Here is a 25,999-nt window from a genome sequence, read left to right on the forward strand (position 1 = left end):
GCAGCCACGTCAGAGGATCTTTTCGAAGATGTTGAGTAGTCCTTCGGTCTTGCTCGAATAGGGTGGCAGAAGTTGACCAAGCAGGCTGAGTTTCGGCTGAGAGAACACCGGCTTGTAATGAGTGAAGCGCTCGAAACTGGCGACGCCGGTATAGGCACCGATGCCGCTCTGTCCGATGCCACCGAAAGGCAGCCGGCGCTGGAAGACGTGCATGACCGTGCCGTTGAGAGTCACGCCGCCAGCGTGCGTTTCGGAAATGATCTTGCGCCGTTCCTCACTTTCGTCGCCAAAATAATAGAGCGCCAGCGGGCGCTCATGCCGGTTTACGTAGCGAATGAGCTCGTCTTCGGAGCGATATGGCATGATCGGCAGGATCGGTCCGAAAATCTCCTCCTGCATCATCGCCATGTCATCGGTAACGTCGAGAACCGCCAACGGCACGATCCGATGCCGTTCAGGAAGCGTTCCATCGCCGTTGTCCGAGAGGTTGAGCACCGTCGCGCCCTTGGCTTCGGCATCATCGAGCAAACCTTGGAGCCGCGCGAACTGTCGGTCATTGATGATACTGGTGAAATCGGGGTTGCTTGCCGCGTTGGGGTAGCATTTGGCAACCTGAGCGCGGAGTGCGGCGACGAAGCTTTCCATCTGATCGACATGGACGAAGGCATAGTCAGCGGCGATGCAGGTCTGGCCGGCGTTGAGCAGCTTGCCGAACACTAAGCTTTCACAGACTTGTGCAAGCGATGCACCCTTGCCCACGATGGCAGGGCATTTGCCGCCAAGTTCCAGAGTAACAGGTGTAAGGTTGGCAGCCGCCGCTTCATAGACTTTGCGGCCAACCGCGGGTGAACCGGTGAAGAGAATATGGTCGAAAGGTAGGGCCGTCATCGCCTGTGCCATGTCGGGCCCGCCCTGGACAATCGCGAATTCCTCTTCGGCGAAATACCGGCGCACAAGCCGCTCGCTGGCTTCGGCGGCGTTGGCGGAAACTTCGCTCGGCTTTGCGATCACGCGGTTGCCGGCCGCCAATGCACCGGCCGCGCCAACGAATATGGTGCCGAGCGGATAGTTCCACGTGCCGAGAACGCCCACCACACCTAGGGGCTGGGGGACCAGGCGCGATGAACCGGGAAGGCCGAAGATGTCAGTCTTCACCCGCCGCGGCCTCAGCCACGTCTTCAGATTGCGGCGCGCAAATTTAATTTCCGATATGCCAAGCATCAGGTCGAGCAGGATAGTCTCGTAGCGGGATCGAATGCCGAAATCGGCGGCAACGGCATCGACCAATTCGTCTCTGTGCTGCTCAAATATCCGGCCAAGGCGCCCGAGCAGGTCCATGCGTTCTTCGTAGCTGCGCGAAACCTGCTCACGCGTCCCTTCGCGTTGGGTCGCGAAAATTCGTTCCAGCTCAGTTCTGTTCCGAGACGCATCCACGTTAAATCGTCCGGAGGCGCGCTGGCCGCTCGGCGCTGCTCGCCTGGGCGGTGCTTTCAGCTGCGCCGATCTCAGTGATCACAGCGCGCTCGATTCTGTACGCCGTGCCGATGAATGAGGGACCGTTGCCGGTGGAACGTATCATGGATGCTCCTCGGTCTGAAAGTCAGGTCGAAAAAATCGGGGGCAGCGGGCGGGAGAGGATGCCCGCCGCCCCCGTCGCAGCAGCGATCAGAACTTGACTGTCGCTTCGACGCCATAAGTGCGCGGCATGCCGCGGTTCAGATAATCGTAGCCGAACACGTTGATGTTGAGGCCGTAGGTGTAGTAATATTTGTCGAACAGATTCTTCGCCCACAAGCTAACCGACATATTGTCGTGCGCATAGGTTAATCGCGCATTGGCGAGCCAGTAGCCCGGATTTGCGCATGTAATCGCCTTACCCGCGAGCGTTATGTTCGATCCCGCTGGGGGTGTATCGCACGGTGTCTGCCCATAATTCTTGAACGGATCAAAATAGTACTTGCCCATGTAGGACGCATCACCGCGCAAGGTCAGCTTGTTGGTGCCGTCATCGATCATATCCCAGTCGAATCCGGCCTGGAACGTAACCTCCGGCGCGTTCGGGAAGGGATTGCCGTTGACGTTCAATGTCGGGCTGGCCGGGTTTGCCGGATCGATCACATTGCCTTTGTACTTGCTGTTGAGATAGCCCAGCGAAGCATCGAAACGCAACGTATCGGCCACCTGCCAGGCGAGTTCGGCCTCGCCACCGAACAGGCGACCATTGGCGCTGCGCGTGAAGGTTGTAGCGCCGACCACCTGCGTTACTTGGTGATTCGAATACTCGTAGTAGAAGCCCGCGAGGTTAAGTTGGACGCGGCGATCGAACAGCCGGGTTTTGAGCCCCGCCTCATATGCATTCACCTTTTCAGGCTGGATATAATAGACTTGATTGACGCCCTGATAGGCAAGCCCGTTGAAGCTGCCGCTGCGGTAACCGCGACTGTACTGGAGATAGCCCATGATATCATCGGCGAACTCATAGCTGACATTGATACGGCCGGTTAGCCTGTTTGCCTTTTCGCGCTGCTCAAGCGGCGCGAGATTGGGGTTGTATGGATTGCTGTAGGGGATCAGGTTGACAACCGGCGTCGTACCGTCGAGCGCATAGAGGAAAGTGCTGCCGTTAAGGTAATTGACCTTATCCTGGGTGTAGCGTGCACCCACCGCCACGGTCAGCCGCTCGGTCGCTTTCCAGGTTACGTCGCCGTAGATCGCCTTCGAGGGGCGCGACACGTCAAAACGCTGTTCGCCGAGGATCGGGGTGAACGGAGGCGCGCCTGCCCCGGCGCAGCCCGCCGAAAAGCTACCCCCCATGCCGCCATTGCCCGTATTATTGATCGCGATGTCGGTCTGGAGTGCAATCAGCGAGCGTGCATCAAGGAAGCCGTTGGGATTGATCTCGATCGCGTCGCAGAATCCGGCATCGCCAGGCCCCAACGCCGGATTGGCGGCAAAGGCTGGGATATAGCGGATCGCGTCGGGCGTTCCGATTGCGGCGTTATTGTAGCTGCCCGGAAGACCGGCGCCAAGCAGCAGCGGCCTCAGCGCCCCGAAAAAGTCCGGGTAGTTGACCGTCTTGACCTTGTCCCTGCCATAATAAAGGCCGGCAATGATATCGAGGCGGTCGTTCGAATAGCTGAAACGCAGGTCCTGGTTGAAATTCTTGCTCGTCGACGTGAGGCCGATCGAGCAGAGATCGGCTGGGCCGCCATCGCAATCATCAGGATTGTTGATATAGTCGCCGGTGTCGTAGCCGGTAATCGAGGTGACGGAGAATTGGTCGCTGACATCCCATTTGATGTTGAGGGCTATCCCTTTCGACTTGCTGATGTTCTTACCTACCCGATCAACTGCGACCTCATTGTCACGCAGCAACCGCCCGCCTAGGAAAGGTTGCGGATCGTAACGCGAATAGCCGAGCGCATCCTGCCCGCCCGCGAGTTGACCACCTGCATAGGGCGCGGTGCCCCATGGATCGTCCTTCGCGGCATAGAGCTTCAAATTGATGTCGAGATCGGGATCGGGCCGGAAGCGGATCGAGATGCGACCGCCGATCGTATCGGTGGTCCCTAGGTCGCGCTCATTCCCAGGCAGTACATTGCGCTGCCAACCATCCCCTTTTGCAAAAGTACCGGCGACGCGGACGCCCAAGATGTCGGGAACCAGCGTCGCTTCAGCGGCGCCCTGCACCGTGAAAGTGTCGTAATTGGCATAGCCGGCGGTCAGATAGCCATTGGCCTCTCCCAGATCCGGCTTGCGCGTGAAGAAGCTGATCGCGCCACCCGTGGTGTTGCGACCGTAGAGTGTTCCTTGCGGTCCGCGCAGTACCTCGACCCGGTCGATGTCATAGAGTTGCAGGCCATGGCTCGCCCGGAAGCTCTGATAGACTTCATCGACATAGACGCCAACCGGCGACGCAGTGGAGGCGGAAAATTCGTTCGCCACTGAAATCCCGCGCAGCGAGAAATTCGGTTGGGTGCGACCATAGGGAGTGGTGACTTGCAGGCTGGGGATCGCGCCCATCAAGTCTGAGGTCTCCGTGATGCCGCGCGTGCGCAGCGTCTCGCCGCCTATGGCGGAAACGGCGGCTGGAACATCCTGCAAATTCTGTTCGCGCTTCTGCGCCGTGACGACGATTGTCTCAAGGCCACCTTCCTGCGCCTCGGGCTTTTCGCCCTGCGATGCAGCGTCCTGGGCATGTGCCGGCACTGCAAGCGCACACGCGATCGATAGCGCGGTGGCACAAAGCAAATTTGTCCTAAAGGCTGTGACCATGACTGTCCTCCCCACGGCATTTTTTGATTTGGCGCCATTTGCCGCGCCTTGGGGCTCATCGTCCAATTCAATTTGTTGGCGAACTATTCCTCCCACTCATTGATTAAGGACTGATGAGCCTGCACCGCTGACGCTTCGTGGCGACGCAAATAACCCCATATATTTCATTGAATTAGTCACGCTGAGCGCGTCCATCGGGACGGATGCGCGCGTTCTGCTCGCCCCAATCGAGCCCTTCCAGACGATGTATCGGCGTAATTGGCGGTCCCGGCGGTTTCCCTTGTCGAGTTGCAAGGGGAATCAGCTATGATGAGATGTAGTGAGATACGGTTTCTTGGAGTTCATTCTACTATTCGCGGATGCATCTAAGTAGCTGATATTTCTAACAACTATGGCAGAAAACCGCGCCTCTAAATCGGCGGTTCTGACTTTTGAGGCTCATCGCGAAGCCGCCCGAAGGGGGCGTTGCCAATACGGCTGTCTCTGGTCGCTTGGTGGCAGGTGCTGGATGGGAGCGGAACAGCGCATGAATTGTGAGAACTCGATAGGATTCTTCTCGACATTCGACACTGCGGTTGCCGCGTCGATCACGTCGGCCCAGTCTTGGAGCATCCGCCTTCGCGGTGTGAGATAGAGCGCACTGTTGTAAGCGCCGCGCACCTCATCCTCGTCCTCGTGAGCGAGCGCCATCTCGATCCAATCCGGCTTGTAGCGTTCGGCTTCGTTCGCCCAGGTCGAGCCGAGCCCCCTAAACCCATGTACCGTCTGCCGATGGAGATACCCCATCCGATAACAGGCATAGATCATGGTGTTCTCGGAAATAGACTTTCCAGGCTTGGCTCCGGGAAAGAGGAACGCATCGTTCGTCGCCTGCAAGCGGCGCTGAACGATCATTGCGGCCTGGCGGGACAGCGGAACAAGATGCTCACGTTCCATCTTCATGCGCTCCGGCGACAGACGCCATAGCGGGTTCGGTCCATAGAGATCCTCGAACTCGTCCCTGGCCGCGAAGCGGGTTTCGCTGGTTCGGACCCATGTGAGCAAGGTGAACAGCAGCGCGTCACGGGTGATCTCGCGGCGGCGCGGCGTGTCCTCGCCGTCATAGGCGAAGATCGCTCGCACCAGCTTCGGAAACTCCGCGAGCGGCACGCGCGCCATGTGCCTGACGGGCGGCTTGGGCTTGAGCGCATCGTTGAGGCCGAGCGTCGGATCGATGGTCGCCCAGCCGCTCGCGATCGCGAAGCGATAGATCTGGCTGACGTTCTGCTTGAGGCGACGGGCGATATCGAGGGCGCCGCGCGCTTCGACCGCGCGGATCATCTCGAGAATCTCGGGCGGGTCGATTTCCGTGATCGGACGCTTCCCGATGACCGGAAAGACGTCGCGCTCCATCCGGTTGATGACGCGCAGGGCATGGGCCGAGTCCAGCCCTTCAATACGATTGGCGTGCCAGGCCCGCGCAATCTCTTCGAACAGCTTGAGCGCGGCCCTCTGCTTCTTCGCCCGCTTCCTGGCCTCGGCGGGGTCCTCACCCTGATCGAGCAGCCGCTTGGCTTCGGTCCGCTTCTCGCGGGCGATCGCCAGCGTGACGGTCGGATATTTGCCGAAGCTCAGCAGTTTTTCCTTGCCGTCGAAGCGGTATTTCAGGCGCCAGAGCTTCGATCCGTTCGGCTGGACGAGCAGGTGCAGGCCTTCTCCATCGGACAGCTTGTAGGGGCGCTGCCGCTTGGTGGCGTATTTGACCTCAAGTTCTTTCAAAGCCATCTGGGGGTATCGCCTGTTTTGGGGACAGCCGAAAAATACCCCCAAAATACCCCCAATCCAAATCGCCGTGGGTGGCCGCAGCCGGTCGCACCGGGACGCCGGCGTACGCAACGGGACGCGAAAAATATTTGATTTTCCTCGAAAAATGTCTGCCAGTGGCCTCAGTGGGTCACTGGTGGACAATCCGGGTTGGTAGCGGAGGAGGGACTCGAACCCCCGACACGCGGATTATGATTCCGCTGCTCTAACCTGCTGAGCTACTCCGCCCCGGTGTGCGAAACTGAAGTCCGCTGGGCAGGTCGGGCCTCTAGCTGTGGCTGCCTGTCCGGTCAACCGGGTAAGCAGGATTTTTTACAGCCCTTGTGGCTGCGCTCCTCCGACCGGCGCCGACGTGGCTAAACCACTCCATTGCTGCCCGTTTGCGCATTGGCGCGCCGTGACTGCCACGCCTTGAACAGCGGTACGAAGGGGAAGACCCACTGCTCGCGGATAGACAGCCGCCTGCGATCATCCTGCCCGACCACACTGGCCTCGCCCTCCTTGTAGGTGCCGAACATCCGGTCGCACAGGATCAGCGAATTGCCATAGTTGCAGCGCGTGTCCTCGTAAGGCACCGAGTGGTGCAGGCTGTGGTGGCGGATCGTGGTGAAGAAGAACGAGTAGAACTTCGGCGGGTCCGACCGGACATTGGCGTGCGCAAAGGTGGAGATCACCCCCGTTGCGCCGAATGCGCCCAGCACTGCTGCCTGGGAGACGTCGAACAGCACGACGATGCTGAGGCTGATCAGCACCAGCTCGATCGGGTTGCCCACCGCGCCTTTCATTGCGTTGAGCTGCGTGATGTGGTGGTGCGGCGCATGGGTCAGCCAGAACGGCGTCGAATTGTGCATCAGGCGATGCATCCAGTACTGGCCAAACTCATAGACGAACAAGACCAGCGCCACTTGCGCCAGAAACGGCATCTCTGCCGCCCAAGGCGTCTCGATGCCCGCTGCCTTCTTGAAAGCCATCAGCGGGGCTTCGCCAACAAGCTGCGAAACCTTCGAGATCAGCGTGGCGTTCAACACCATGTAGAACAGGTCGGTGAAGAACTCCTGGCGATTCATCCGCCACCCGGCATGACGCTCGAACACCATCTCGAGTCCCAGCACCCATGTCGTCACAAGCGCGGTCATGATGATTGCGGTCCAGGTGTTTTCCACCCAGGCTTTCGGAGCAAGTCCCCAGAAGGAAACGACAATCGCCAGCGTCACCGGCGGCAGCATATCGACTGCAAATTTCCTGATGTTCATGTCGCTTGCCCGCAAAACCCCTGAACGAAGCAGATATAACGCACTTAGGCCCAACCCGCCAAACCGGGCGCTACGTCAATCGACGTATCCGCACTTTCGGCCGGGCGGGTATTACCAAAGCAGCTGATCGTAATACCAGGGACCAGCCGGTTCGGGGCTGCGACAACGCTTCACTCCATCAAGGGGAATGGCTGGTGCTACATGCCTTCGCGACGCGCTTGCGGACTCATATCGGAAAAGTCGGCAAGACCGCGCTGATCGGTGCGGCACTCGCCCTCGCCTCGTGCTCGGGCGGTGAGAAGGCCGCCGAAAAGCGCACCGAATTCAGCATCGGCTGGTCGATCTATGCGGGCTGGATGCCATGGCCCTATGCCCAGCAGGCCGGCATCGTGAAGAAGTGGGCCGACAAGTACCACATCAAGATCAACGTGGTGCAGGTGAACGACTACGTCGAGTCTGTGAACCAGTACACGGCCGGCAAGTTCGACGGCGTGACGGTTGCCAACATGGATGCGCTCACCATCCCCGCCGCCGGCGGCAAGGACACCAGCGCGATCATCGTCGGCGATTACTCCAACGGCAATGACGGCATCCTGCTCAAAGGCGCAAACGCTCTGGCCGCGATCAAGGGCCGCCAGGTCTACCTCGCCGAACTCTCTGTCTCGCATTACCTGCTCGCCCGCGCGCTCGGCAAAAACGGCATGGCGCTGACTGACGTCAAGACAATCAACACGTCCGATGCGGACATCGTTGCCGCCTTCGCTTCGCCCGATGCAACGGCCGCTGTCGCCTGGAACCCGCAGCTCTCGGTCATGGCCGCGCAGCCCGGCGTGTCGAAGGTCTTCACCTCGGCGGACATCCCGGGTGAGATCCTCGACCTCCTCGTCGTGGATACCGCAACGCTCAAGGCCAACCCCGATCTCGGCAAGGCCCTCGCCGGCATCTGGTACGATACGATGAAGGTGATGACTGCGCAGGATGAGCAGGGCAGGCAGGCCCGCGCCGCGATGGCAAAGCTCGCCGGGACGACGCCGGACGTCTTCGAAGCCCAGCTCAAGACCACTTACCTCTACGCCCAGGCCAAGGACGCGGTAGCCGCCACGCAGGACGCAAAGCTCATCGAGACGATGACCCGCGTGCGCGACTTCAGCTTCTCAAAGGGCCTCTTCCCCGGCGCATCCTCCGCCGATGCAGTGGGCATGGCCTTCCCCGGCGGCAAGACACTGGGCGATCCGGCTCGCGTCACCCTGCGCTTCGACGACAGCTTCATGAAGCTTGCCGCCGACGGAAAGCTCTGATCTCCTAGATAGTTCGGGACAACTCCTCATGCGCTGGGTAAACCGCGAACCGGACCGCAGACAGCGCCTCGCGCTCGGCGCCGTGCCGATCCTGCTGCTGGTCATCGTCTACCTCTTCGCTGCCTATGGCCGACATGCGGGGAACCCGGCAGACAAGATCCTGCCGCTGCCTTCGGGCATGGCGACGGCGCTCTGGGCGCAGATGACCAAGGTCGACGTGCTAACGGGCAGCGTGGTGTTCTGGGCCGATACCCTCGCCAGCCTCCAGCGTCTGGGCCTTGGCCTTGCCATCGCCACGCTCATGGCCCTGCTGGTCGGCCTTGTCCTGGGCGGGCTGCCCCCGGTGCGCGCCACCTTCGGACCACTCGTAACAGGCATTGCGGTGATCCCGCCGATCGCGCTCCTGCCCATCCTGTTCGTCGCGCTGGGCCTCGGTGAAACGGCCAAGGTCGCCCTGATCGTCATCGGCATCGCGCCGGTGATGATCCGCGATGTCGCCGGCCATGTCGGCACCCTCCCGCGCGAAATGCTGGCCAAGGCACAGACGTTGGGCGCAGGCTCATGGCAAATCCTCATCCGCGTCGCTCTGCCTCAGGCGATGCCGCGCCTAATCCTTGCGCTGCGCCTTGCACTCGGCCCGGCTTGGGTATTCCTGATCTCGGCAGAGGCCATCGCGTCCGATGTCGGCCTTGGCTACCGCATCTTCCTCGTCCGCCGCTACCTCGCGATGGACGTGATCATCCCCTACGTCGCATGGATTGCCCTGCTCGCCATCGCCATGGACTGGGGCCTCAAGACCCTGAGCCAGAAGGCGTTCCCGTGGGCACATGGAGCAAGCCATTGAGCGCGCTCCTTTCTCTCCGCAACGTCTGGGTCGAATACGGCGACCGGGTCGTCCTCGAAAAGGTCGATCTCGACGTCGCAGAAGGCTCGTTCGTCTCGGTCGTCGGTCCGTCCGGCGCGGGCAAGAGCACGTTCCTGCGCGTGGTTCTCGGCCAGGAAGTGCCCACTTCCGGCACGATCACCCTAGATGGACAGCCCCTCGCCCGCGAATGCGGCCCCGATCGCGGCGTGGTGTTCCAGCGCTACTCGGTCTTCCCGCACCTCACCGTCCTTCAGAACGTGATGTTCGGCCTCGAATGCACCAAGGCCCCGCTGCTCGCGCGTCTCTTCGGCGATGCAAAGAAGCGTGCCGCAGAGGAAGCCACGGCGATGCTGCAGGCGGTCGGCCTTGGCGACAGCCTGGACCTTTATCCCAGCCAGATGTCGGGCGGCATGCAGCAGCGCCTGGCCATCGCGCAGGCCCTGATCATGCGCCCGCGCATCCTCCTGCTCGATGAACCCTTCGGCGCGCTCGATCCCGGCATCCGTGCCGACATGCACGTGCTGATCCGCCAGCTCTGGAAGGACTTCGGCCTGACCATCATCATGGTCACGCACGACATCAAGGAAGCCTTCTCGCTCGGCACCCGCGTTCTCGCGCTAGACAAGCGCCGCCACGATCCCCATGCCCCGCACCGCTTCGGCGCGACGGCGGTCTACGATCTAGAACTGCGCAAGGACGAGCCTGCGCCTGAACCAGAACCGGAAGCGGCGTGATGTCCAGCGAACCCGCCAGCCTCGCCCGACTCAGCATGAGCCTGCCGGCCGACCTGTTCCGCAAGCTCGACATGATGGTCGAGGAGCGCCAACTCCCCTCGCGCTCGCAACTGATCGCCGAGCTGATCCGCCACGCCCTTGCCGCGCACGAGGCCCTGACCCGCCCGGACGAGATCCTCGCCGGCACCATCACCCTCGTCTACCGTGGCGACCGGGGCCGAGTCCGCCAGCAACTCGCAGGCACGCAGGCCGATTTCCAGACCGAAGTGATCTCCACCCAGCACGTCTTTCTCAAGGACGACCAGTCGCTGGAAGTCCTGTTGGTGCAAGGCCCCGCCGCCCGGCTCAAAGGTCTTGCCGATGCCTTGCGCCGTGTGCGCGGGGTCCAGCAACTCCAGCTTGTCACCACCACCGCCCTGCTGCCGCCTCTGTCCGAGGCCGGCCCCGGATCGAAGAAAGGAGCGGCCGCATGACCGACGCCCCAACCAGCACACTGGCAAACCCCAACGCCGCCCGCGATCACGCCCGCTCGATGGCGGGAACGGTCGTGGAAGCCATGCCGATCCTTCCCCCAATCGCGGCAGACCTTCCCGATGGCGTCAGCGATGACGACCTGCTCTGGGAAGAAACCGTTGCCCCCGGCGGGTACGCCACGCGCCGCATCGCTCGCGGCACCCGTCTGCGGCTGATCGACGTAAAGGGCGATGCCTGCGCCTCGCTCAACATCTTCAACGCCGAAATGCCGACGGAGCGGCTGAACTTCGCCGATACAGTGAAGGTGCAGTGGAATGCCTACCTTGGCACCGGCAAGCTTCTCCTGTCCGACATGGGGCGGGTGCTGATGAGCATCGAGGCGGATGATGCCGGCACGCATGATTGCTTCTGCGGCACCTCGAATGCCGCCACCAACGCCGCCAAATACGGCGAAGGCCGCAATAGCGGCAGCTATCCCAACGGGCGCGACCGTTTCCTGCTGGGCGCGGCCAAGCACGGCCTCGGCCGCCGTGATGTTCACCCCTGCGTCACCCTGTTCAAGGGCACCCGCATTGAGGATGACGGCACGATCACGCCGCAGGTTGGCCCCTATGCGCCCGGACGCAGCGTGGTTTTACGCGCAGAGATGGACATCATCGTTGTTGTCACGAACTGCCCGCATGTCCTTGATCCAAGGCCGGAATACAGTGTCACTCCGCTGCGTCTCACCGCATGGCGCGGACTTGTGACAACCCAGAGCGACCCCATCCGCAACGCGACGCCGGAGGGCCAGCGGGCCTTCCTCAATGTCGAAGACTACTACCGCCGCTGAAAAGGACAGGACCGATGACCGATCCCCACATCTCCGGCCTTTCCGGCAAGATCGTCCACGACGAGATCGTCCCCGCCCGCGCGCCGTGGGCGCACCACGTGAAGCAGGGCGAGACGCTGCGCATCGTCGATCTCGAAGGCAACCAGGCGGTCGACTTCCTGATCTACAGCGCCGCCGATGATTCCGAACGCTACAGCGCGCAGGATACTGTCGCCGCACAGGGGAACCTGTTCCTGCGCGAAGGCACCGTGCTGCTTTCCAACGAAGGCCGCCCGCTGATGACCATCACCGGCAGCGCGGTCGAGTATCACGACACAATCGGCGGCGCGTGTTCGTGCGAATCCAATACCTTGCGCTATGGACATCACACCAAGTCGCAACATGCCTGCGTCGAGAACTTTCTTGAGGCCAACCTCTGGGAAGGCCGCGGCAAGCGCGACATTGTCTCCAACATCAACTTCTTCATGAACGTGCCGGTCGAGGCGGATGGTGCGCTTGGCATCGTTGATGGCATTTCCGCCCCCGGCCTCACAGTGGACCTGCGCGCAGAGATGGACGTGATCGTCGTCGTTTCCAACTGCCCGCAGATCAACAACCCCTGCAACGCCTTCAACCCCACCCCCGTCCGCATGATCGTTGCAGCATGAGCATGGCCCCCGCATTCGACACGGTACTGATCGCCAATCGCGGCGCCATCGCCACACGCATCATCCGCACCTTGCGAAAGATGGGCCTGCGCTCGGTCGCGGTCTATTCCGAGGCCGACGAAGCCTCTCTCCACGTTGCGCAGGCCGATGAAGCCGTGGGCATTGGCGGTGCGCGGCCTTCGGAAAGCTACCTCAATATCGCCGCGATCATCGAAGCGGCCAAGCGCACCGGCGCCGGTGCAATCCATCCGGGCTACGGCTTCCTCTCCGAAAACACCGAGTTTGCCGCCGCCTGTGCCGAAGCCGGCATCGTCTTCATCGGCCCCACGCCCGACAACATCCGCACTTTCGGCCTAAAGCACAGCGCCCGCGAGCTTGCCGCTGCCCATGGCGTCCCCCTTGCGCCGGGCAGCGACCTGCTGACCAGCGAGGACGAAGCGCTCGCCGCAGCAGACGCCATCGGTTTCCCGATCATGCTCAAGGCCACGGCAGGCGGTGGCGGCATCGGCATGCGCGTGTGCGAAACCGCTGACGGCATCCGCGAAGGCTTTGCCGCCGTTGCCCGCCTCGGCCAAAGCAATTTTGGCGACGCCGGTGTCTTCCTCGAACGCTTCGTCCGCCGCGCGCGCCATGTCGAAGTTCAGATCTTCGGCGATGGCGAGGGCCGCGTTGTCGCCTTGGGCGAGCGTGACTGCTCGCTCCAGCGCCGCAACCAGAAGGTGGTCGAGGAAGCCCCCGCCCCGCTCCTGTCCGAAGAGGTCCGTCAGGCGCTTTACGCCGCCGCGATCCGCCTCGGCGAGGCCGCCCGATATCGTTCGGCGGGAACCGTAGAATTCCTCTACGATTCCGAGCGCAAGGAATTCTTTTTCCTCGAAATGAACACCCGGCTACAGGTCGAACACGGCGTGACCGAAATGGTCATGGGCGTCGATCTGGTGGAATGGATGATCCGCGGCGCGGCCGGGGACTACAGCTTCCTCGATAGCGCCCCCACCACCCCCAGCGGCCATTCGGTTCAGATCCGCCTCTACGCCGAAGACCCCGCGCTCGATTATCGCCCTACCTCGGGCACCCTAACTTGCGTCGAATTCCCCGACGACATCCGCGCCGAAACCTGGGTCATGGCGGGCACCGAGGTCAGCGCCTGGTACGATCCCATGCTGGCCAAGCTGATCGTCCACGCGCCCACTCGCGATCTCGCCGTCACCGCCATGCAGGAAGCGCTCGCCCACTCCCGCGTCGATGGCATCGAAACCAACCTGCGCTGGCTGCGCAGCGTCGTCGCCGCGCCTGCCTTCACTTCAGGTGAAGTCTCAACACGCGCACTCGAAGACGTTGTTTTCAATAGTCAATCAATCCGCGTCCTGAGTGGCGGAACGGCCACCACCGTGCAGGACTGGCCCGGCCGCCAGCACCTCTGGGCCGTGGGCGTGCCGCCCTCTGGCCCGATGGACGACCAGTCCTTCCGCCTCGGCAACCGCCTGCTCGGCAATCCTGAAGGTACCGCCGGGCTGGAAATGACCGTCACCGGCCCCACGCTCCAGTTCGGCGCCGATGCAACCCTGTGCCTCACCGGTGCGGACTTCGGCGCAACTCTCGAAGGCAAACCGGTAACTCCAGGGCAACTCTTCGAGGCAAAGGCAGGGCAAACGCTGGTCGTCGGCAGGGCAAAGGGTGGCGGCATGCGCGGCTACCTGCTCGTTGCCGGAGGGCTCGACATCGCCCCCTACCTCGGCAGCCGCAGCACCTTCGAACTCGGCCAGTTCGGCGGCCACGCCGCGCGCCGCCTCGTCGCCGGGGACGTCCTTCACCTCGCTCATGAACCGACTGGCAATCCACTCCCTCCAGCCGCGCTCCCCGCTCTCCCGAGTGAATGGTGCGTGCGCGTGCTGTACGGTCCCCATGGCGCGCCGGACTTCTTCACCGAAGCCGACATCGACATGGTGGTCACTGCAGAATGGCAGGTCCACTACAATTCCAACCGCACCGGCGTGCGCCTTGTCGGCCCCAAGCCCGAATGGGCGCGGCGCGATGGCGGGGAAGCGGGCCTGCACCCGTCCAATATCCACGACAACGCCTATGCCATTGGCGCGGTGGACTTTACCGGCGACATGCCGATCATCCTCGGCCCCGATGGTCCCTCGCTTGGTGGCTTCGTCTGCCCCTTCGTGGTGATCGCGGCGGATCGGTGGAAGATTGGCCAGTTCGTTCCGGGTGACAGGGTGCGCTTCGTGCCCGTCACAATGGACGAAGCTACCGCCGCCGACCGTGCCCAGCAGGAATACCTCGCAACTGGCGCCAAGCCCGCCTCCAGTCGCCCCTGCGATGCCGCCACCCAGACGCCGATCCTCGGGGCAATCGAGGCCGCGCCCGGACGTCCCCGCGTCGTCTATCGCCAGCAGGGCGACCGCAACATCCTCGTCGAATACGGCCCGCTCGTCCTCGATCTGGAACTGCGCATCCGCGTCCATGCGCTGATGACGGAGCTGGAGCGCATGGCCCTGCCCGGCGTGATCGACGTCGTCCCCGGCATCCGCTCGCTCCAGCTGCATTTCGACGGTCGCAACCTGACGCAATCCGCCGCGCTTGCCGCGCTCATGGCAGCAGAGCAGCGCCTCGGCGATCTCGAGGACTTCGCCATCCCCTCGCGCATTGTCCACCTGCCGCTCAGCTGGCGCGATCCCGCCACGATCGAGACCATTGAGAAGTACATGAGCGCCGTGCGCGACGATGCGCCATGGTGCCCGGACAACATCGAGTTCATCCGCCGCATCAACGGCCTGCCCGACGTGGCGGCGGTGGAGAACCTGATCTTCGAAGCGAGCTACCTCGTCATGGGCCTGGGCGATGTCTACCTCGGCGCGCCGGTTGCCACGCCGGTCGATCCGCGCCACCGCCTTGTCACCACCAAGTACAACCCCGCGCGCACCTGGACGCCGCCCAATGTCGTCGGCATCGGCGGCGCCTACATGTGCATCTACGGCATGGAGGGACCCGGCGGCTACCAGTTGTTCGGTCGCACCGTGCAGGTGTGGAACACGCACCGGCAGACGGCAGACTTCATCGAGGGCAAGCCCTGGCTCCTGCGCTTCTTCGACCAGATCCGCTTCTATCCGGTCAGCGCCGAGGAACTGGCCGAGTGGCGCCGCGATTTCCCCAGCGGCAAGCGCTCCCTGAAGATCGAACCGTCGGAATTTCGCCTGTCAGACTACCGCAAGTTCCTGTCCGGCAACGCCGATGACATCGCCGCGTTCGAAGCGCGCCGCACGGCCGCCTTCGATGCCGAGCGCGCCGAGTGGGAGCGCCGGGGCGAGTTCGACCGGGTCAGTGCGCTTGCCGAGAGCGAGGCTCCGGCAGAAAACGCGGTGGACGTGCCCGAGGGCGCGGACCTGATCGAAGCACCCTTCGGCGGCAGCGTGTGGAAGCTGCTCGTTCAGCCCGGCGACACGGTTCAGGCGGGCGAGACCATCGCGGTGATCGAGGCAATGAAGATGGAATGCCCGGTCGAAAGCCCTAGCGCCGGCACGGTGGCTGCGCTCTACATCAAGGAACGACAGCCGCTACAGCCCGGCACGCCGATGCTGGCCCTGCGGAGGAGCGCATGACCGTGCTCGACCGCCGCAGCGCCGCAGCCATCGCTGCCGGCGTCAATGCCGGCACGACGCCCGCCGTCTCCGTCATGGAGGAAACGCTCGCCCGCATTGCCACCTACGATGCGATCCAGCCGCAAGTGTGGATCAGCCGCGCCACGGCGGAGGACTTGCTTGCGCAGGCCCGAGCAGTCGACGCCCGGATTGCAGCCGGCGAAGTCCTCCCCCTCGCCGGTGTGCCCTATGCCGCGAAGGACAACATCGACGTGGCGGGGCTCCAGACCACCGCCGCTTGCCCCGCCTTCGCCTATGCGCCCGCGGAAGACGCCACGGTCATTGCCAGGCTCAAGGCCGCAGGCGCCATCTGCGTGGGCAAGACCAACCTCGATCAATTCGCCACCGGCCTTGTCGGTACGCGCAGCCCCTATGGCATTCCGCGCAATGCCTATAACCGGGATTATGTCAGCGGTGGGTCCAGCTCCGGCTCGGCCATCGCGGTTGCCGCTGGCCTGGTGCCCATCGCGCTTGGCACCGATACCGCAGGTTCGGGCCGCGTGCCCGCCGCGTTCAACCACTTGATCGGCTTCAAGCCGACCAAGGGCCGCTGGAGCACCAGGGGCCTTGTTCCGGCCTGCCGCTCGATCGACTGCATCACCGTGTTCGCCTGCGACACCATCGACGCGCGTCTCGTCGAGCATGCGCTGGCCGGATTTGACGTTGGCGATCCATGGTCGCGCCAACTCACCGAAGCCCCGCTCAACCCCAGGCGCATCGGCGTGCCTCGCCGCGATCAGCGGGCATTCTTTGGCGATGGCGAGTCCGAGTTCTTCTATGATCAGGCCCTCGCCACGCTGGCGCAAGGTGCAGAAGTGGTCGAGATCGATATCGCCCCGCTGCTCGAAGCCGCGCAACTGCTCTATGGCGGACCGTGGGTGGCCGAACGCACCGCTGCCATCGCCGCGCTGCTCAAGGACAACCCCGAAGCTGTCGACCCCACCGTCCGCACCGTGGTCGAGGCAGGGTGGGACAAGACCGCCGTCGAACTGTGGAACGGCGTGTACCGCATGGCCGAGCTGAAACGCCATGCGGATCAGTTGTGGCAAAGCGTCGATATGTTGGCCTTCCCCACGACCGGCACGACCTATCGCGTGGCCGAACTGGCGGTCGCCCCTGTCGCCTTGAACAGCAACCTCGGGTTCTACACCAACTTCGTGAACCTGCTCGACATGGCCGCCGTCGCCGTGCCGGCCGGCACCCGCCACAACGGCACCGGCTTTGGCATCACCCTGATCGGCCAGGCCGCCACAGATCGCGCCCTGCTCGATGCCGCCGATGCGTGGCTCGCTGCCGCCAACCTTTCTCCCCCACCCCCGCTCGATCTGGAGGGCAAGATGCAGACCGTGAAACTGGCCGTTGTTGGCGCACACCTCGAAGGCATGCCGCTGCACTGGCAGTTGACCTCCCGGAATGCGAGGTTCGTCGGCGCCTTTGAAACCGCACCGACGTACAGGCTCTACGCGATCGCCAACAGCGTGCCGCCGAAGCCCGCGCTAGTATTCGATGAAGGTGGGGCAGCAATCAAGTTGGAGGTCTACGAGTTGGGCGTCGCCGAGTTCGGCAGCTTCACCGTCGAGGTTCCGCCGCCGCTCGCCATCGGCACCGTCACGCTGGCGGACGGCAGCAGCGTAAAGGGCTTCGTCGCCGAACCGCGCGCCCTTACCGGAGCCGAAGACATTACGCACCTTGGCGGATGGCGCGCCTATATCGCCTCGCGTAGCTAAGCCCCAAAGTCCACGTCGTTTGCCAAAACAGGCGTCGTAAACCCACCCCCACCCCTCCCTTGAGGGAGGGGAGCGAGACTTATTGAGCCAAAGGCGAAATTAGTCGCAGCGGGGAGGGTTTCCGGAGCTGTCAGGAAGAAAACAGATGCTTCGCAAACTGCTTCTCGCCGCCGCCGCCCTCGTCCCCACCCTCGCCCACGCGCAGGTCGAACAGGCGCAGACCGTTCCCGGTTTCGCCGATTTCCTCGCCGTCGATGGCGACGCTGTGTGGGCGACCAATCGCGGCAAGGTCGAGAAGTGGTCACGCAATGGCAAGCTCGCGGAAGTTGCGATTGCCCGCCCCTGCGGTGCGCTGACCGTGGCGTTCGGTTCACTGTGGGTCGCCAACTGCGGCGATGGCTCGCTGGTGCGGATCGATCTCGAAACCGCGAAGATCACCGCCACGATCCCCACCGGAATTTCCAACCAGAAGCAGGGCGAGCTGATCGTCGCCAATGGTGCCGGCTCGATCTGGCTGGCGAGCAAGCCCGAAGGCGCGGTCGCTCGCGTCGATCCCGAGACCAACACCGTCGTCGCCTCCATCCCGGTCGATCCTGATACCTGGTACGTGACCTTCGGTTATGATGCCGTCTGGGCGGTCAGCGCCACGAAACAGACGCTGCAGAAGATCGATCCCGCCACCAACACCGTCGTCGCCCGCGCCGCGCTCGGCACGATGCCGGGCTTCCTCGCTGCGGGCGAAGGTGGCGTGTGGGTGCAGGAACAGGGTGATGGCACGCTCGTTCGCGCCGATCCGGCCACGGGCCGGGTCGTCGGACGGGTCAAGGTCGGGGCCAACCTCAAATGGGGTGATATCGACACCGGCGGCGGCAAGGTCTGGCTGCGCACCACCGACGATCAGGTCTGGGCGGCAATCGATCCGGTGACCATGACCGTCGCCCAGCGTGGTGGAAAGCCAGCGGGCAGCGGCGCACTGCGTTATACGCCCAAGGGCATCTGGACCTCGGCGCACGATGTGCACACGCTGTCTTGGTGGCCTGCAAACGGATTGGCGACCGCGGCCAAGCCATGACCTGTCGCAGCTCATCGCAGGTTCGCTAACCTATGTTGTGACATGCGCGCCAGCCGCGTTTCACTTTGCCATAATTGACGCTTTTTCAAGGGTTCAGCATCGCGCAGGGATTGCCACGCAGGCAAACTCGGGCAAGATGAGCATACGCAGTCATCCGGCTGCGCGTGCACCTGCCGAAAGGGTGATGGGGGATGCAATCGGGTCGCCAGCAAGGCGAAGCGCACCTGTTTGGTCGATGGCCGTTCTCACTGTGCCATGTTTTTCTCGGCCGCCCCGTTCCTGGCGTACTGTCCGCCATCGGCGTGATCGCATTCGCTCTCGTGGTTCGGCTCGCCATGGGCACGCCGCCACCTGCGCCGCTTCTGCCCTTCTATCCGTCAATTGTCATCGCGACTTTTCTCGGAGGCCGCTTACCAGGCTATATCGCGGCGACTCTGGCATGGATATGCGCTGGCTATCTGTTCCTGAATTCCGGGACGGGCCTTGGCATGCAGCCGGGCGCGCCGGTGGCCATGCTGGTCTATATTCCCAGCACCATAATCGTGCTCGAAGTCGTCCACTCGCTCTGCACCAGCGCGATGAACCTCATCGCCGCAAAAGAGGCGCTTGAACGCGAAGGCCGCGATCAGGCCGAACAGAAAGCCCATCTTCTTGGCGTGATCGACGAGTTGCAGGCAATCTATGACGAGGCTCCTGTCGGCCTTGGCCTGCTCGATGGCGATCTCAAATTCGCGCGCATCAACGCGGCACTTGCGGATATGAACGGGTTTTCAGCCGAGGATCATCTAGGGCAAAGCGTGTGGGATCTTCTCCCCGACTTGCGCTCCTCGGCGGAACCGCTCTTGCGCAAGGTCCTGGAAAGCGGCGAAGTGCTGCGCGGGGTGGAGATCACCGGCGAGACACCGGCAAAGCCAGGCGTGAAGCGCACTTGGTCGGAAGTGTTCTACCCCGTTCACGGCCCGGACGGATTTCGGCGGGGCGTAGGTATTTTCTGCGTCGAGATCACCGACCTCAAGCAAGCGCGCGAACGTGAGGATCTGCTCACGCGTGAAGTCGATCACCGCGCCAAGAACCTGCTCGCCGTGGTCCAGTCGATCGTCCAGATGATGAAAGCGCAGGGCACAGTCAGCGAATTCAAGGATGCCCTGATCGGTCGCATTTCCGCCATCAGCCGCGCCCACAGTCACCTGTCGGAAAACCGCTGGAACGGCGTGCCATTGCAGGCGCTCATCTCAGACGAACTGACGCCTTACGGAATCGAGTTTGCACTTGGGGACGAAACTTCCAACCTCATTCTGACGTCTGCCACGGCCCAGGCGCTGGGCATGGTTCTGCACGAATTGGCGACGAACTCGGCGAAGTATGGCGCGCTCTCGACCGAGGGCAGCGTCGAGGTTACCTGCAGCAGCTCGTCCGAGGACGACGCGGCGCTGGTGCTGAGATGGGCAGAAGCGGGCGGCCCCGCCGTTGCAGAGCCTTCCGCAAAAGGCTTTGGTACAAGGCTGATAGAACGGTCGGTCACCCACGGCATCGGGGGTAAACTGGACTACCAGTTCCGCCCCGAAGGTGTAGTCTGCGCCATCAGCATTCCGCGTACGGCACTGCGTTAAGCTCAGATCATCCGTGGCGTGGTCGCGTTGTGGCCGCCATTGCGGTGCAGGATTTCCGTTACTTGATTACTGTCGGCGAAGTCGTCCTCGACCGTCACAAGAACGGCTCCGTCCTTCATCCGGTCATTGTAGTAGGTCGCGTCGGCCTCATCGATGCCGTGCTTGGTCAGCACCTCGTTCAACGAACCGCCAATCGCGCCAAGCGCCGCGCCGATGCCGATAGCCTCGGGTACCGCCGAAGCCGCGATCGCGCCAGCCGCAGCCAAGGGTCCCACGCCGGGTATTGCCAAGGCTGCAACGCCCAACCCTGCGCCCAATGCGCCGCCGCCGATTATGCCGCGCAACACATTGCGGTGATGTTCGTCCGTCACCTCGCCATCGCCAGAGCGTGTCGTGGTCGTGCCTCCGTGGTGCGCGATGACTGACATCTGGCTGTCGCGCACGCCAAGGCCGCGGAGATCTCCGACGGCGCGTTCCGCTTGTGCGTGGTTGTCGAAAATGGCGGATGCGGGCATTGCTGTCTCTCCTCAGGGTTTGAGCCGAGAGAAGCTTCTGTTCATCCACCAGTTCCGCCCCGAAGGACCAAGCGGTCACCCTGTGCGATGGCCATGCTGGCAAGCACGCCGCAAGCCAACATGGATCAATGGTTGGAGATGTGCGAACCGAGATGCTTGCCCGCCAGATAGCCGAAGGTCAGCCCCGGCCCCAGCGTACCGCCGGCACCGCCGTAGACCTCGCCCAGCACGGCCGCCATGGCATTGCCCGCCGCGTATAGTCCGGGAATGGGATTGCCGCTCCAGTCCAACACTTGCGCATCGGCGTTGGTCTTCGGGCCGCCTGCCGTACCCAAAGCTCCCGCCTCCATCTTCACCGCATAGAACGGTCCCTGATCGATCACCCCAAGCGTGCGGTAGGGAGGGTCGAACGCCATGTCGCCCCACATGTAGAAGTTGTCATAGGTGGTATCGCCGCGGTTGAAATCGTCGTCATGACCGTTGCGAACCATCTGATTGAAGCGCGCAACTTCGGCCTCCAGCCCTGCCGGATCGATGCCGGCCTTCTCCGCCAGTTCGGCCAGCGTTGCCGCCTCGATGGCGTAGCTCGGTGTCGGGCTTCCCGGCTGCGAATTGAACAGCGGGTACTTGTCGCGATAACGCTGGTCGATGATCAGCCAGTAAGGCAGGTTGGCATACTCATGCGTGCCGCCCTCGAAGGCATGGAGCGACTTGCCCAGCGCGTTGTAATTCGCCGCCTCGTTGACAAAGCGCTTGCCCTTGCGGTTGACGAGGATCGCCCCGGGACGGGCGCGCTCGTCCGAGCCAAGCATGTAGTTTGGCTTGGCGTTGCGGTGCTGCGGCTTGAACTCCAGTACGCTCTGCATCCAGAACGCGTTCTGCATGTTGCCAAGCTGCGCGCCAGCCTCGATCGCCATGAGCAGCCCATCGCCTTCGTTCTCGGGCACGCTCACCGGGCCGGTGAGTGGTCCGCGGATGAAGGCCTTGACCAGCGTCTCGTTCCACTCGAACCCGCCGGTGGCGATCACCACGCCGCGCCGCGCCCGCACGCGGAAGTCCTTGCCGTTCTCGTCCTCGGCCACGACGCCGATGATGCGGTCACCGTCCTTGACCAGCTTGCGCGCGCGCTTCTCGAATTCGACCGGAATGCCGCGCTCGATCACGCCGAGGAACAGCGCGCCGACCAGCGCCTGTCCCAGCCCGCGATAGTCGCCTGCCTCGCGCTCGGCCAGCGTCGCCTCGTCGAGCGTGCCGCGCGTCGCCTCGATCAGGCTGCCGCGCAAGGGGTAGGCCATCTTGCTCGGGTTGACCCGCGCCGCCCACTTCCCCAGCCGCGCAAAGCTGAACGCCTCGTTGTCGAGCGAGCGTCCGCCATCGGGCTTCGCGCCCGGGGAATAGGGCTGATAGTCCGGGAAGTCTGAAAAGGAACACATCCGCACTGGCGTATTCTCTTCCAGATAGCGCAACATCTCAGGCCCGCCCTGCATGAATGCCCATAGGGTTTCGGGGTCAAGCGCCCCCGGCGCAAGACCGTCAAGGTAGGCAACGACGTCCTCGTCCGAATCTTCGATCCCTGCGGCGAGCTGGTGATGATTGCCCGGAATCCACAGCATACCACCGGACATCGCAGTGGTGCCACCGACCATTCCGGAGCGCTCGAGGATCACCACCTCCTTCGCGCCGTGGTCATGCGCCGCAATCGCCGCCGTCAGTGCTGCACCGCCCGAACCGAGCACGACAACATCGGCCTCGCGATCCCACGTCATCTCATCGCCACTCATCGGGTCTCTCTCCGGGAAATTCTTCTTTGCTTGATGGTGTCAGCGACCTTGCCGCCCTTCGATCCAGTCGTTCAGCACTTCGTGGAAGAACCGGATGCGCGTCTCCTGATCGGAGAGATAGGCGTCGGTGTACCCACGCGAGTACATCCCCGCCTGCATTGCCTCGGCCAGTTCCATATCCTGATAGACGATCTGCCCGGCAAGTTCCGGAACCCCGCGCCCGCCATCGAACACGCGGTGCTCGCACTCGGCCACCTCACGCAAGGGCTTCATGCCGGCCATGATCGACTGCACCTCGGTCTGCCCCTCCACCGGAAAGGCCATGCACCACAGGTCGAAGTAGCACTTCTCCGGATCGGTCGCGTGCGGTTCGCTGCGGAACAGGATCAGGTTGTCGGGCAGGAAGCTGATCGTCACGTTGGGGAACATCACCGTGTGCGGACTGTCGGTGATCTCCTCGTCGTCCATGTGCTCGTAGTGGAGATAGCCCTTCTCTCGCCACAGCCTTTGCTTGGCCGCCTTGAGATCGAGCCAGCCCTGCAGCGCAAAGTCCTCGTAGGTCGCGTAAGCCGCCGGATCGATGTCCCACTTCGCCAGCTCTGCCTCGAACATCGCATTGCCGCCGCCCTCGGGCCGGTCGGTGAGCGAGGGACGCATGGGCTGAACCGTGCGGCCATGGCCCTTGGGCCACATCTCGTGCCGCGCCGAATCCACGTCCTGATCGATCCACGGCGGCACCTGCGGGTGCGCGGTACGGGTGTGATAGCTTTCCGAGAAGTTGTCGGTAACGAACTTCCAGTTGGCGTTGATCTCGATCCGGTACCACGCCACCCGCACGGCCTTGTCCATCGGGTAGTTGCGATAAAGCTCCGGCATCGGCTCGAGGAAGTCCATCAGCGACGGGCTGTCGTCCGCCATCGAATACCACACGAACCCGCCCCAGATGTCGCAGCGCAGTTCCTTCAGCTTCAGCTTTCCGCAGGGGTTGCCCGCCTTGAAATCGACGTCGGCGTCCTGCGCGTGCCTGAGCACGCCGTCGATGCCCCACTTCCAGCCGTGGTAGGGGCAGTGGAACGCCTCGACCGAGCTTGAATCATGGACCATCCGCATCCCGCGATGGCCGCAGGAATTGTAGAAGGCCCGGACCGTGCCATCTTCCTGGCGAACCGCGATCACCGATTCCTTCATGAAGTTGTGGACGAGGAAATCCCCGGCTTCGGGAATGTCAGCGGTGCGCCCGGCAATATGCCAGATGCGCGTCCACATGTGGTCCCATTCCTTCTTCGCAAACTCGGCGGAGAAGTAGCGCTCACCGGTGATCGGATCGCCGCGCAGGTGCGAAGGATCGCGCCCGTCCATCGGCAGGGGAACGTGTCCGCGAATGCTCATGCGTGCCCTCCTTCAAGCCGCCCAGTGGGCGTAGACCGGGTCCTGCCGACCGAAGCAGCCCCGGTTGGTCAGCGCCTCGTAGAAGCCGTCGCGCTGCATCGTGGATTCGTGCGAATGGCTCCAGTCGGCCACGAAAGTCCGGCTCTGGATCAGCCAGCGCCCGTCGCGGCGGACATAGCGGTCGATGTAGCGCCCGCCGGTCAGCACCTCGGTCCCGGCCTGGACCATTTGCGCGATGACGTAGTGCTCGCCCACCGCCTCGTCGCCGCGCACCTCGACCCATTCGTTCGCCACCGAATGGAAGCACATCTCGAGATTGGCAGAGACGAACGCGGTGATCTCGCGGGCAAAGTCCTTACCAGAACCGTTGACCACGCCTGAAATCACCGTCGAATCCTCGGTGAAGATTGAGGCGAGCAGTTCGGCATCGGCCCGGTCCACCCCCCGCGCATAGGCCATGCACAGATCGTGGATCTCGGCGCGGGCGAGCGCTGCCTCCAGCGCGGCTTCCTTGTTCGGTGACGTGGACATCGTTGTATTCCTTGCACTTGCGGCGTGGAAGGCGAGCAGCGCCCGGCCCGGATCGGCGGCACCCTTGCCGCCAGCGGGGACGAAATGTTCAAAGCCTGTAGGCGGGTCGGAGCGCACGGCGCTGTTCGGGCGGTTGACGTTGCCGTCGAGCACATAGGTCCGATGGCTCAGCCGCCATTCCCCGTCGCGGCACTCCAGCCGGTCAAGATAACGCCCCAGCACGAAGCGCTGCAGTTCCGCTTCCTCGACATAGGCAATAACATAGGACTCCGCTGTGGCCCGCTCACCCCGGACCCTGGTCCAGCAGTTGGACGTGCGATGCAGCGTCGGCAGCGCCCCCTTCTGCGCGCCCGCCAGTATCTCCACCAGCGTCGCGGCAGGCCCTGCATAGAACCCGTAGTCCACAGTGGCATCGGCATGATAGGCAGACCCCAGCAGGTTCGCATCCGCCCGGTCGACGCCCCGGCTGTGATTGGCCAGCGCATTGAGAATGCCATGGCGCGCAATCAGATCATCGGCAGTCAACACCCGGCCCTATTCCCCGCTCTCCCGGCCCTGCAAAAACAAGACCTTGCGTGATGACCGCCTGTAAATCCGGCAGCCTTGCCGGTTTCATCGCAGAGTGGCGTGCACGATGCCTACTGGCCCTTTTGGCAGGATGGGATGAAGCGAGATCGGATCCTCCGCTAAATCCTTCCCATTTGTGCTCCGCAAAAACAGGGAGGATCAGCGGCGGCTTCCGGGCAATCTGATCCATAAAGCAGTCAGTCAGGACACGACGCCATTGCGGACATTGTTCAACCCACGAAATTGGTGATTAGGTTTTGATTTTTATGGCGTTGTGACCGAATATGAGTTTACGCAAGTCTCAGTCTCAGCCTCGCTAAATGCTGCAAATCCTAAGCGAGTTCTGGTGGGAACGAACTTATCATTGTAAAAAGACCAAACAGCGCGTCTGCTGCCCTCGTAGGTATTGTGACTTTGCGGATTGTCGTTTGCCAACTCTAATGCGAAGTTTGCAGTAAGACCTTGGCAGATACCGTCAAACTTACGATCCCAAGCGATCTGCTTGGACGCCTCGAAGTCCCAATCTTTCATTGACTTGATTAATTTTAGGCGGGCTCGGCCACTTTTACATTCAACTGCGAAAAGGCAGGCACCGTTGCCCGGTGCGCGGTTCGCGATATACGAGTTCGCGGATTGGATGAGTTTATCTTTGGAAAGCTGAGACCAGCTTTGGTAGCGCAGCCCCCAATTAACTGGTCCAGCTATTAACAGCAAAATCGCAAATGGAAGGGCAAGAGCCAGCATGTATCCGTGTTGCGTGACGTTGAAGCGCATATTCTCAAAAACCATGCTTATTGTCGGCGCACAAGGAGATTGGAGCGTATACTGGCAGCTAACCACCCCAAACCAGCCATTCAGCCCGCAACAGTGAGTACCGAAAACCCGTCGTCCCGGACTTGATCCGGGACTTGGCTTTTCTCGCGTCCGCGCGCCCGCTCAAATCGCAAGCGCGCCTCCCGCGTTACCAAAGGCCACCCTCACC

General features: G+C 62.7%; 19 protein-coding genes and 1 tRNA gene. 10 read left to right on the top strand and 10 right to left on the bottom strand.

Going from position 1 to position 25,999, the window contains the following annotated elements:
• Positions 1 to 9: 9 nt before the first annotated feature.
• The 5 genes from AX703_RS22670 to AX703_RS22690 all read right to left on the bottom strand — a co-directional run bounded on the left by AX703_RS22670 (position 10) and on the right by AX703_RS22690 (position 7,331).
• The gene (locus AX703_RS22670; RefSeq protein WP_157228455.1) at positions 10 to 1,434 is read right to left on the bottom strand and encodes an aldehyde dehydrogenase family protein; all 1,425 of its coding nucleotides are present in this window, start codon (positions 1,432 to 1,434) and stop codon (positions 10 to 12) included.
• A gap of 231 nt (positions 1,435 to 1,665) precedes the next feature.
• Entirely contained in the window at positions 1,666 to 4,209 is a 2,544-nt protein-coding gene (locus AX703_RS22675; RefSeq protein WP_060978502.1) for a TonB-dependent receptor, read from the bottom strand.
• A 504-nt stretch (positions 4,210 to 4,713) separates the two neighbouring features.
• The gene (locus AX703_RS22680) at positions 4,714 to 6,150 is read right to left on the bottom strand and encodes an integrase arm-type DNA-binding domain-containing protein (protein WP_254895206.1); all 1,437 of its coding nucleotides are present in this window, start codon (positions 6,148 to 6,150) and stop codon (positions 4,714 to 4,716) included.
• A 79-nt stretch (positions 6,151 to 6,229) separates the two neighbouring features.
• A tRNA-Met gene (locus tag AX703_RS22685) sits at positions 6,230 to 6,306 on the bottom strand.
• 128 nt (positions 6,307 to 6,434) lie between these two features.
• Positions 6,435 to 7,331 carry a sterol desaturase family protein gene (locus AX703_RS22690; RefSeq protein ID WP_082734763.1) on the bottom strand — a complete coding sequence of 299 codons (897 nt, stop codon included), beginning with the start codon at positions 7,329 to 7,331 and terminating at the stop codon, positions 6,435 to 6,437.
• Positions 7,332 to 7,549: 218 nt separating this feature from the next.
• Between AX703_RS22690 and AX703_RS22695 the strand changes: the two genes are divergently transcribed.
• The 10 genes from AX703_RS22695 to AX703_RS22740 all read left to right on the top strand — a co-directional run bounded on the left by AX703_RS22695 (position 7,550) and on the right by AX703_RS22740 (position 20,234).
• Positions 7,550 to 8,629, top strand: a complete 1,080-nt coding sequence (locus AX703_RS22695; protein ID WP_062347469.1) for a putative urea ABC transporter substrate-binding protein — start codon at positions 7,550 to 7,552, stop codon at positions 8,627 to 8,629.
• A gap of 28 nt (positions 8,630 to 8,657) precedes the next feature.
• Positions 8,658 to 9,473 carry an ABC transporter permease gene (locus tag AX703_RS22700; protein WP_062347443.1) on the top strand — a complete coding sequence of 272 codons (816 nt, stop codon included), beginning with the start codon at positions 8,658 to 8,660 and terminating at the stop codon, positions 9,471 to 9,473.
• The gene (locus tag AX703_RS22705; protein ID WP_062347445.1) at positions 9,470 to 10,228 is read left to right on the top strand and encodes an ABC transporter ATP-binding protein; all 759 of its coding nucleotides are present in this window, start codon (positions 9,470 to 9,472) and stop codon (positions 10,226 to 10,228) included. Before AX703_RS22700 ends, AX703_RS22705 begins: the two co-directional genes overlap by 4 nt.
• Positions 10,228 to 10,701, top strand: a complete 474-nt coding sequence (locus AX703_RS22710) for a CopG family ribbon-helix-helix protein (protein WP_062347447.1) — start codon at positions 10,228 to 10,230, stop codon at positions 10,699 to 10,701. Before AX703_RS22705 ends, AX703_RS22710 begins: the two co-directional genes overlap by 1 nt.
• Positions 10,698 to 11,534, top strand: a complete 837-nt coding sequence (locus AX703_RS22715) for an urea amidolyase associated protein UAAP1 (RefSeq protein ID WP_062347449.1) — start codon at positions 10,698 to 10,700, stop codon at positions 11,532 to 11,534. Before AX703_RS22710 ends, AX703_RS22715 begins: the two co-directional genes overlap by 4 nt.
• A gap of 14 nt (positions 11,535 to 11,548) precedes the next feature.
• Entirely contained in the window at positions 11,549 to 12,181 is a 633-nt protein-coding gene (locus AX703_RS22720) for an urea amidolyase associated protein UAAP2 (RefSeq protein WP_062347451.1), read from the top strand.
• Positions 12,178 to 15,786 (top strand): urea carboxylase, encoded by a 3,609-nt coding sequence (gene uca, locus AX703_RS22725; RefSeq protein ID WP_231735666.1) that lies wholly within the window; start codon positions 12,178 to 12,180, stop codon positions 15,784 to 15,786. Before AX703_RS22720 ends, uca begins: the two co-directional genes overlap by 4 nt.
• Positions 15,783 to 17,552: an allophanate hydrolase gene (gene atzF / locus AX703_RS22730; RefSeq protein WP_062347453.1), complete on the top strand. Its 1,770-nt coding sequence runs from the start codon at positions 15,783 to 15,785 to the stop codon at positions 17,550 to 17,552. Before uca ends, atzF begins: the two co-directional genes overlap by 4 nt.
• A gap of 145 nt (positions 17,553 to 17,697) precedes the next feature.
• A complete protein-coding gene (locus AX703_RS22735) occupies positions 17,698 to 18,624 on the top strand; it encodes a hypothetical protein (protein ID WP_062347455.1) in 927 nt (308 codons plus the stop codon).
• Positions 18,625 to 18,815: 191 nt separating this feature from the next.
• Positions 18,816 to 20,234 carry a sensor histidine kinase gene (locus tag AX703_RS22740; protein WP_062347457.1) on the top strand — a complete coding sequence of 473 codons (1,419 nt, stop codon included), beginning with the start codon at positions 18,816 to 18,818 and terminating at the stop codon, positions 20,232 to 20,234.
• Between the two features lie 2 nt (positions 20,235 to 20,236).
• Here AX703_RS22740 and AX703_RS22745 read toward each other — a convergent pair whose 3' ends face one another.
• The 5 genes from AX703_RS22745 to AX703_RS27615 all read right to left on the bottom strand — a co-directional run bounded on the left by AX703_RS22745 (position 20,237) and on the right by AX703_RS27615 (position 25,761).
• Positions 20,237 to 20,749 carry a hypothetical protein gene (locus AX703_RS22745; protein WP_039334890.1) on the bottom strand — a complete coding sequence of 171 codons (513 nt, stop codon included), beginning with the start codon at positions 20,747 to 20,749 and terminating at the stop codon, positions 20,237 to 20,239.
• Positions 20,750 to 20,874: 125 nt separating this feature from the next.
• Positions 20,875 to 22,530, bottom strand: a complete 1,656-nt coding sequence (locus AX703_RS22750; RefSeq protein ID WP_062347460.1) for an FAD-dependent oxidoreductase — start codon at positions 22,528 to 22,530, stop codon at positions 20,875 to 20,877.
• A 39-nt stretch (positions 22,531 to 22,569) separates the two neighbouring features.
• Complete coding sequence (locus tag AX703_RS22755) at positions 22,570 to 23,919, bottom strand: SRPBCC family protein (RefSeq protein ID WP_062347462.1); 1,350 nt, start codon at positions 23,917 to 23,919, stop codon at positions 22,570 to 22,572.
• Positions 23,920 to 23,931: 12 nt separating this feature from the next.
• Positions 23,932 to 24,978: a nuclear transport factor 2 family protein gene (locus AX703_RS22760; RefSeq protein ID WP_082734764.1), complete on the bottom strand. Its 1,047-nt coding sequence runs from the start codon at positions 24,976 to 24,978 to the stop codon at positions 23,932 to 23,934.
• 303 nt (positions 24,979 to 25,281) lie between these two features.
• Positions 25,282 to 25,761, bottom strand: a complete 480-nt coding sequence (locus tag AX703_RS27615) for a hypothetical protein (protein ID WP_156452186.1) — start codon at positions 25,759 to 25,761, stop codon at positions 25,282 to 25,284.
• Positions 25,762 to 25,999 lie beyond the last annotated feature (238 nt).

The sequence above is a fragment of the Novosphingobium sp. CCH12-A3 genome (assembly GCF_001556015.1).
GTDB lineage: Bacteria > Pseudomonadota > Alphaproteobacteria > Sphingomonadales > Sphingomonadaceae > Novosphingobium > Novosphingobium subterraneum.

Excerpts from the sequence above, each read along its gene's own strand:
- AX703_RS22690 (WP_082734763.1), bottom strand. The coding sequence starts at position 7,331 with ATGAACATCAGGAAATTTGCAGTCGATATGCTGCCGCCGGTGACGCTG.
- AX703_RS22700 (WP_062347443.1), top strand. The coding sequence starts at position 8,658 with ATGCGCTGGGTAAACCGCGAACCGGACCGCAGACAGCGCCTCGCGCTC.
- AX703_RS22710 (WP_062347447.1), top strand. The coding sequence starts at position 10,228 with ATGTCCAGCGAACCCGCCAGCCTCGCCCGACTCAGCATGAGCCTGCCG.
- AX703_RS22715 (WP_062347449.1), top strand. The coding sequence starts at position 10,698 with ATGACCGACGCCCCAACCAGCACACTGGCAAACCCCAACGCCGCCCGC.
- AX703_RS22720 (WP_062347451.1), top strand. The coding sequence starts at position 11,549 with ATGACCGATCCCCACATCTCCGGCCTTTCCGGCAAGATCGTCCACGAC.
- uca (WP_231735666.1), top strand. The coding sequence starts at position 12,178 with ATGAGCATGGCCCCCGCATTCGACACGGTACTGATCGCCAATCGCGGC.
- atzF (WP_062347453.1), top strand. The coding sequence starts at position 15,783 with ATGACCGTGCTCGACCGCCGCAGCGCCGCAGCCATCGCTGCCGGCGTC.
- AX703_RS22735 (WP_062347455.1), top strand. The coding sequence starts at position 17,698 with ATGCTTCGCAAACTGCTTCTCGCCGCCGCCGCCCTCGTCCCCACCCTC.
- AX703_RS22740 (WP_062347457.1), top strand. The coding sequence starts at position 18,816 with ATGCAATCGGGTCGCCAGCAAGGCGAAGCGCACCTGTTTGGTCGATGG.
- AX703_RS22745 (WP_039334890.1), bottom strand. The coding sequence starts at position 20,749 with ATGCCCGCATCCGCCATTTTCGACAACCACGCACAAGCGGAACGCGCC.
- AX703_RS22750 (WP_062347460.1), bottom strand. The coding sequence starts at position 22,530 with ATGAGTGGCGATGAGATGACGTGGGATCGCGAGGCCGATGTTGTCGTG.
- AX703_RS22755 (WP_062347462.1), bottom strand. The coding sequence starts at position 23,919 with ATGAGCATTCGCGGACACGTTCCCCTGCCGATGGACGGGCGCGATCCT.
- AX703_RS27615 (WP_156452186.1), bottom strand. The coding sequence starts at position 25,761 with ATGCTGGCTCTTGCCCTTCCATTTGCGATTTTGCTGTTAATAGCTGGA.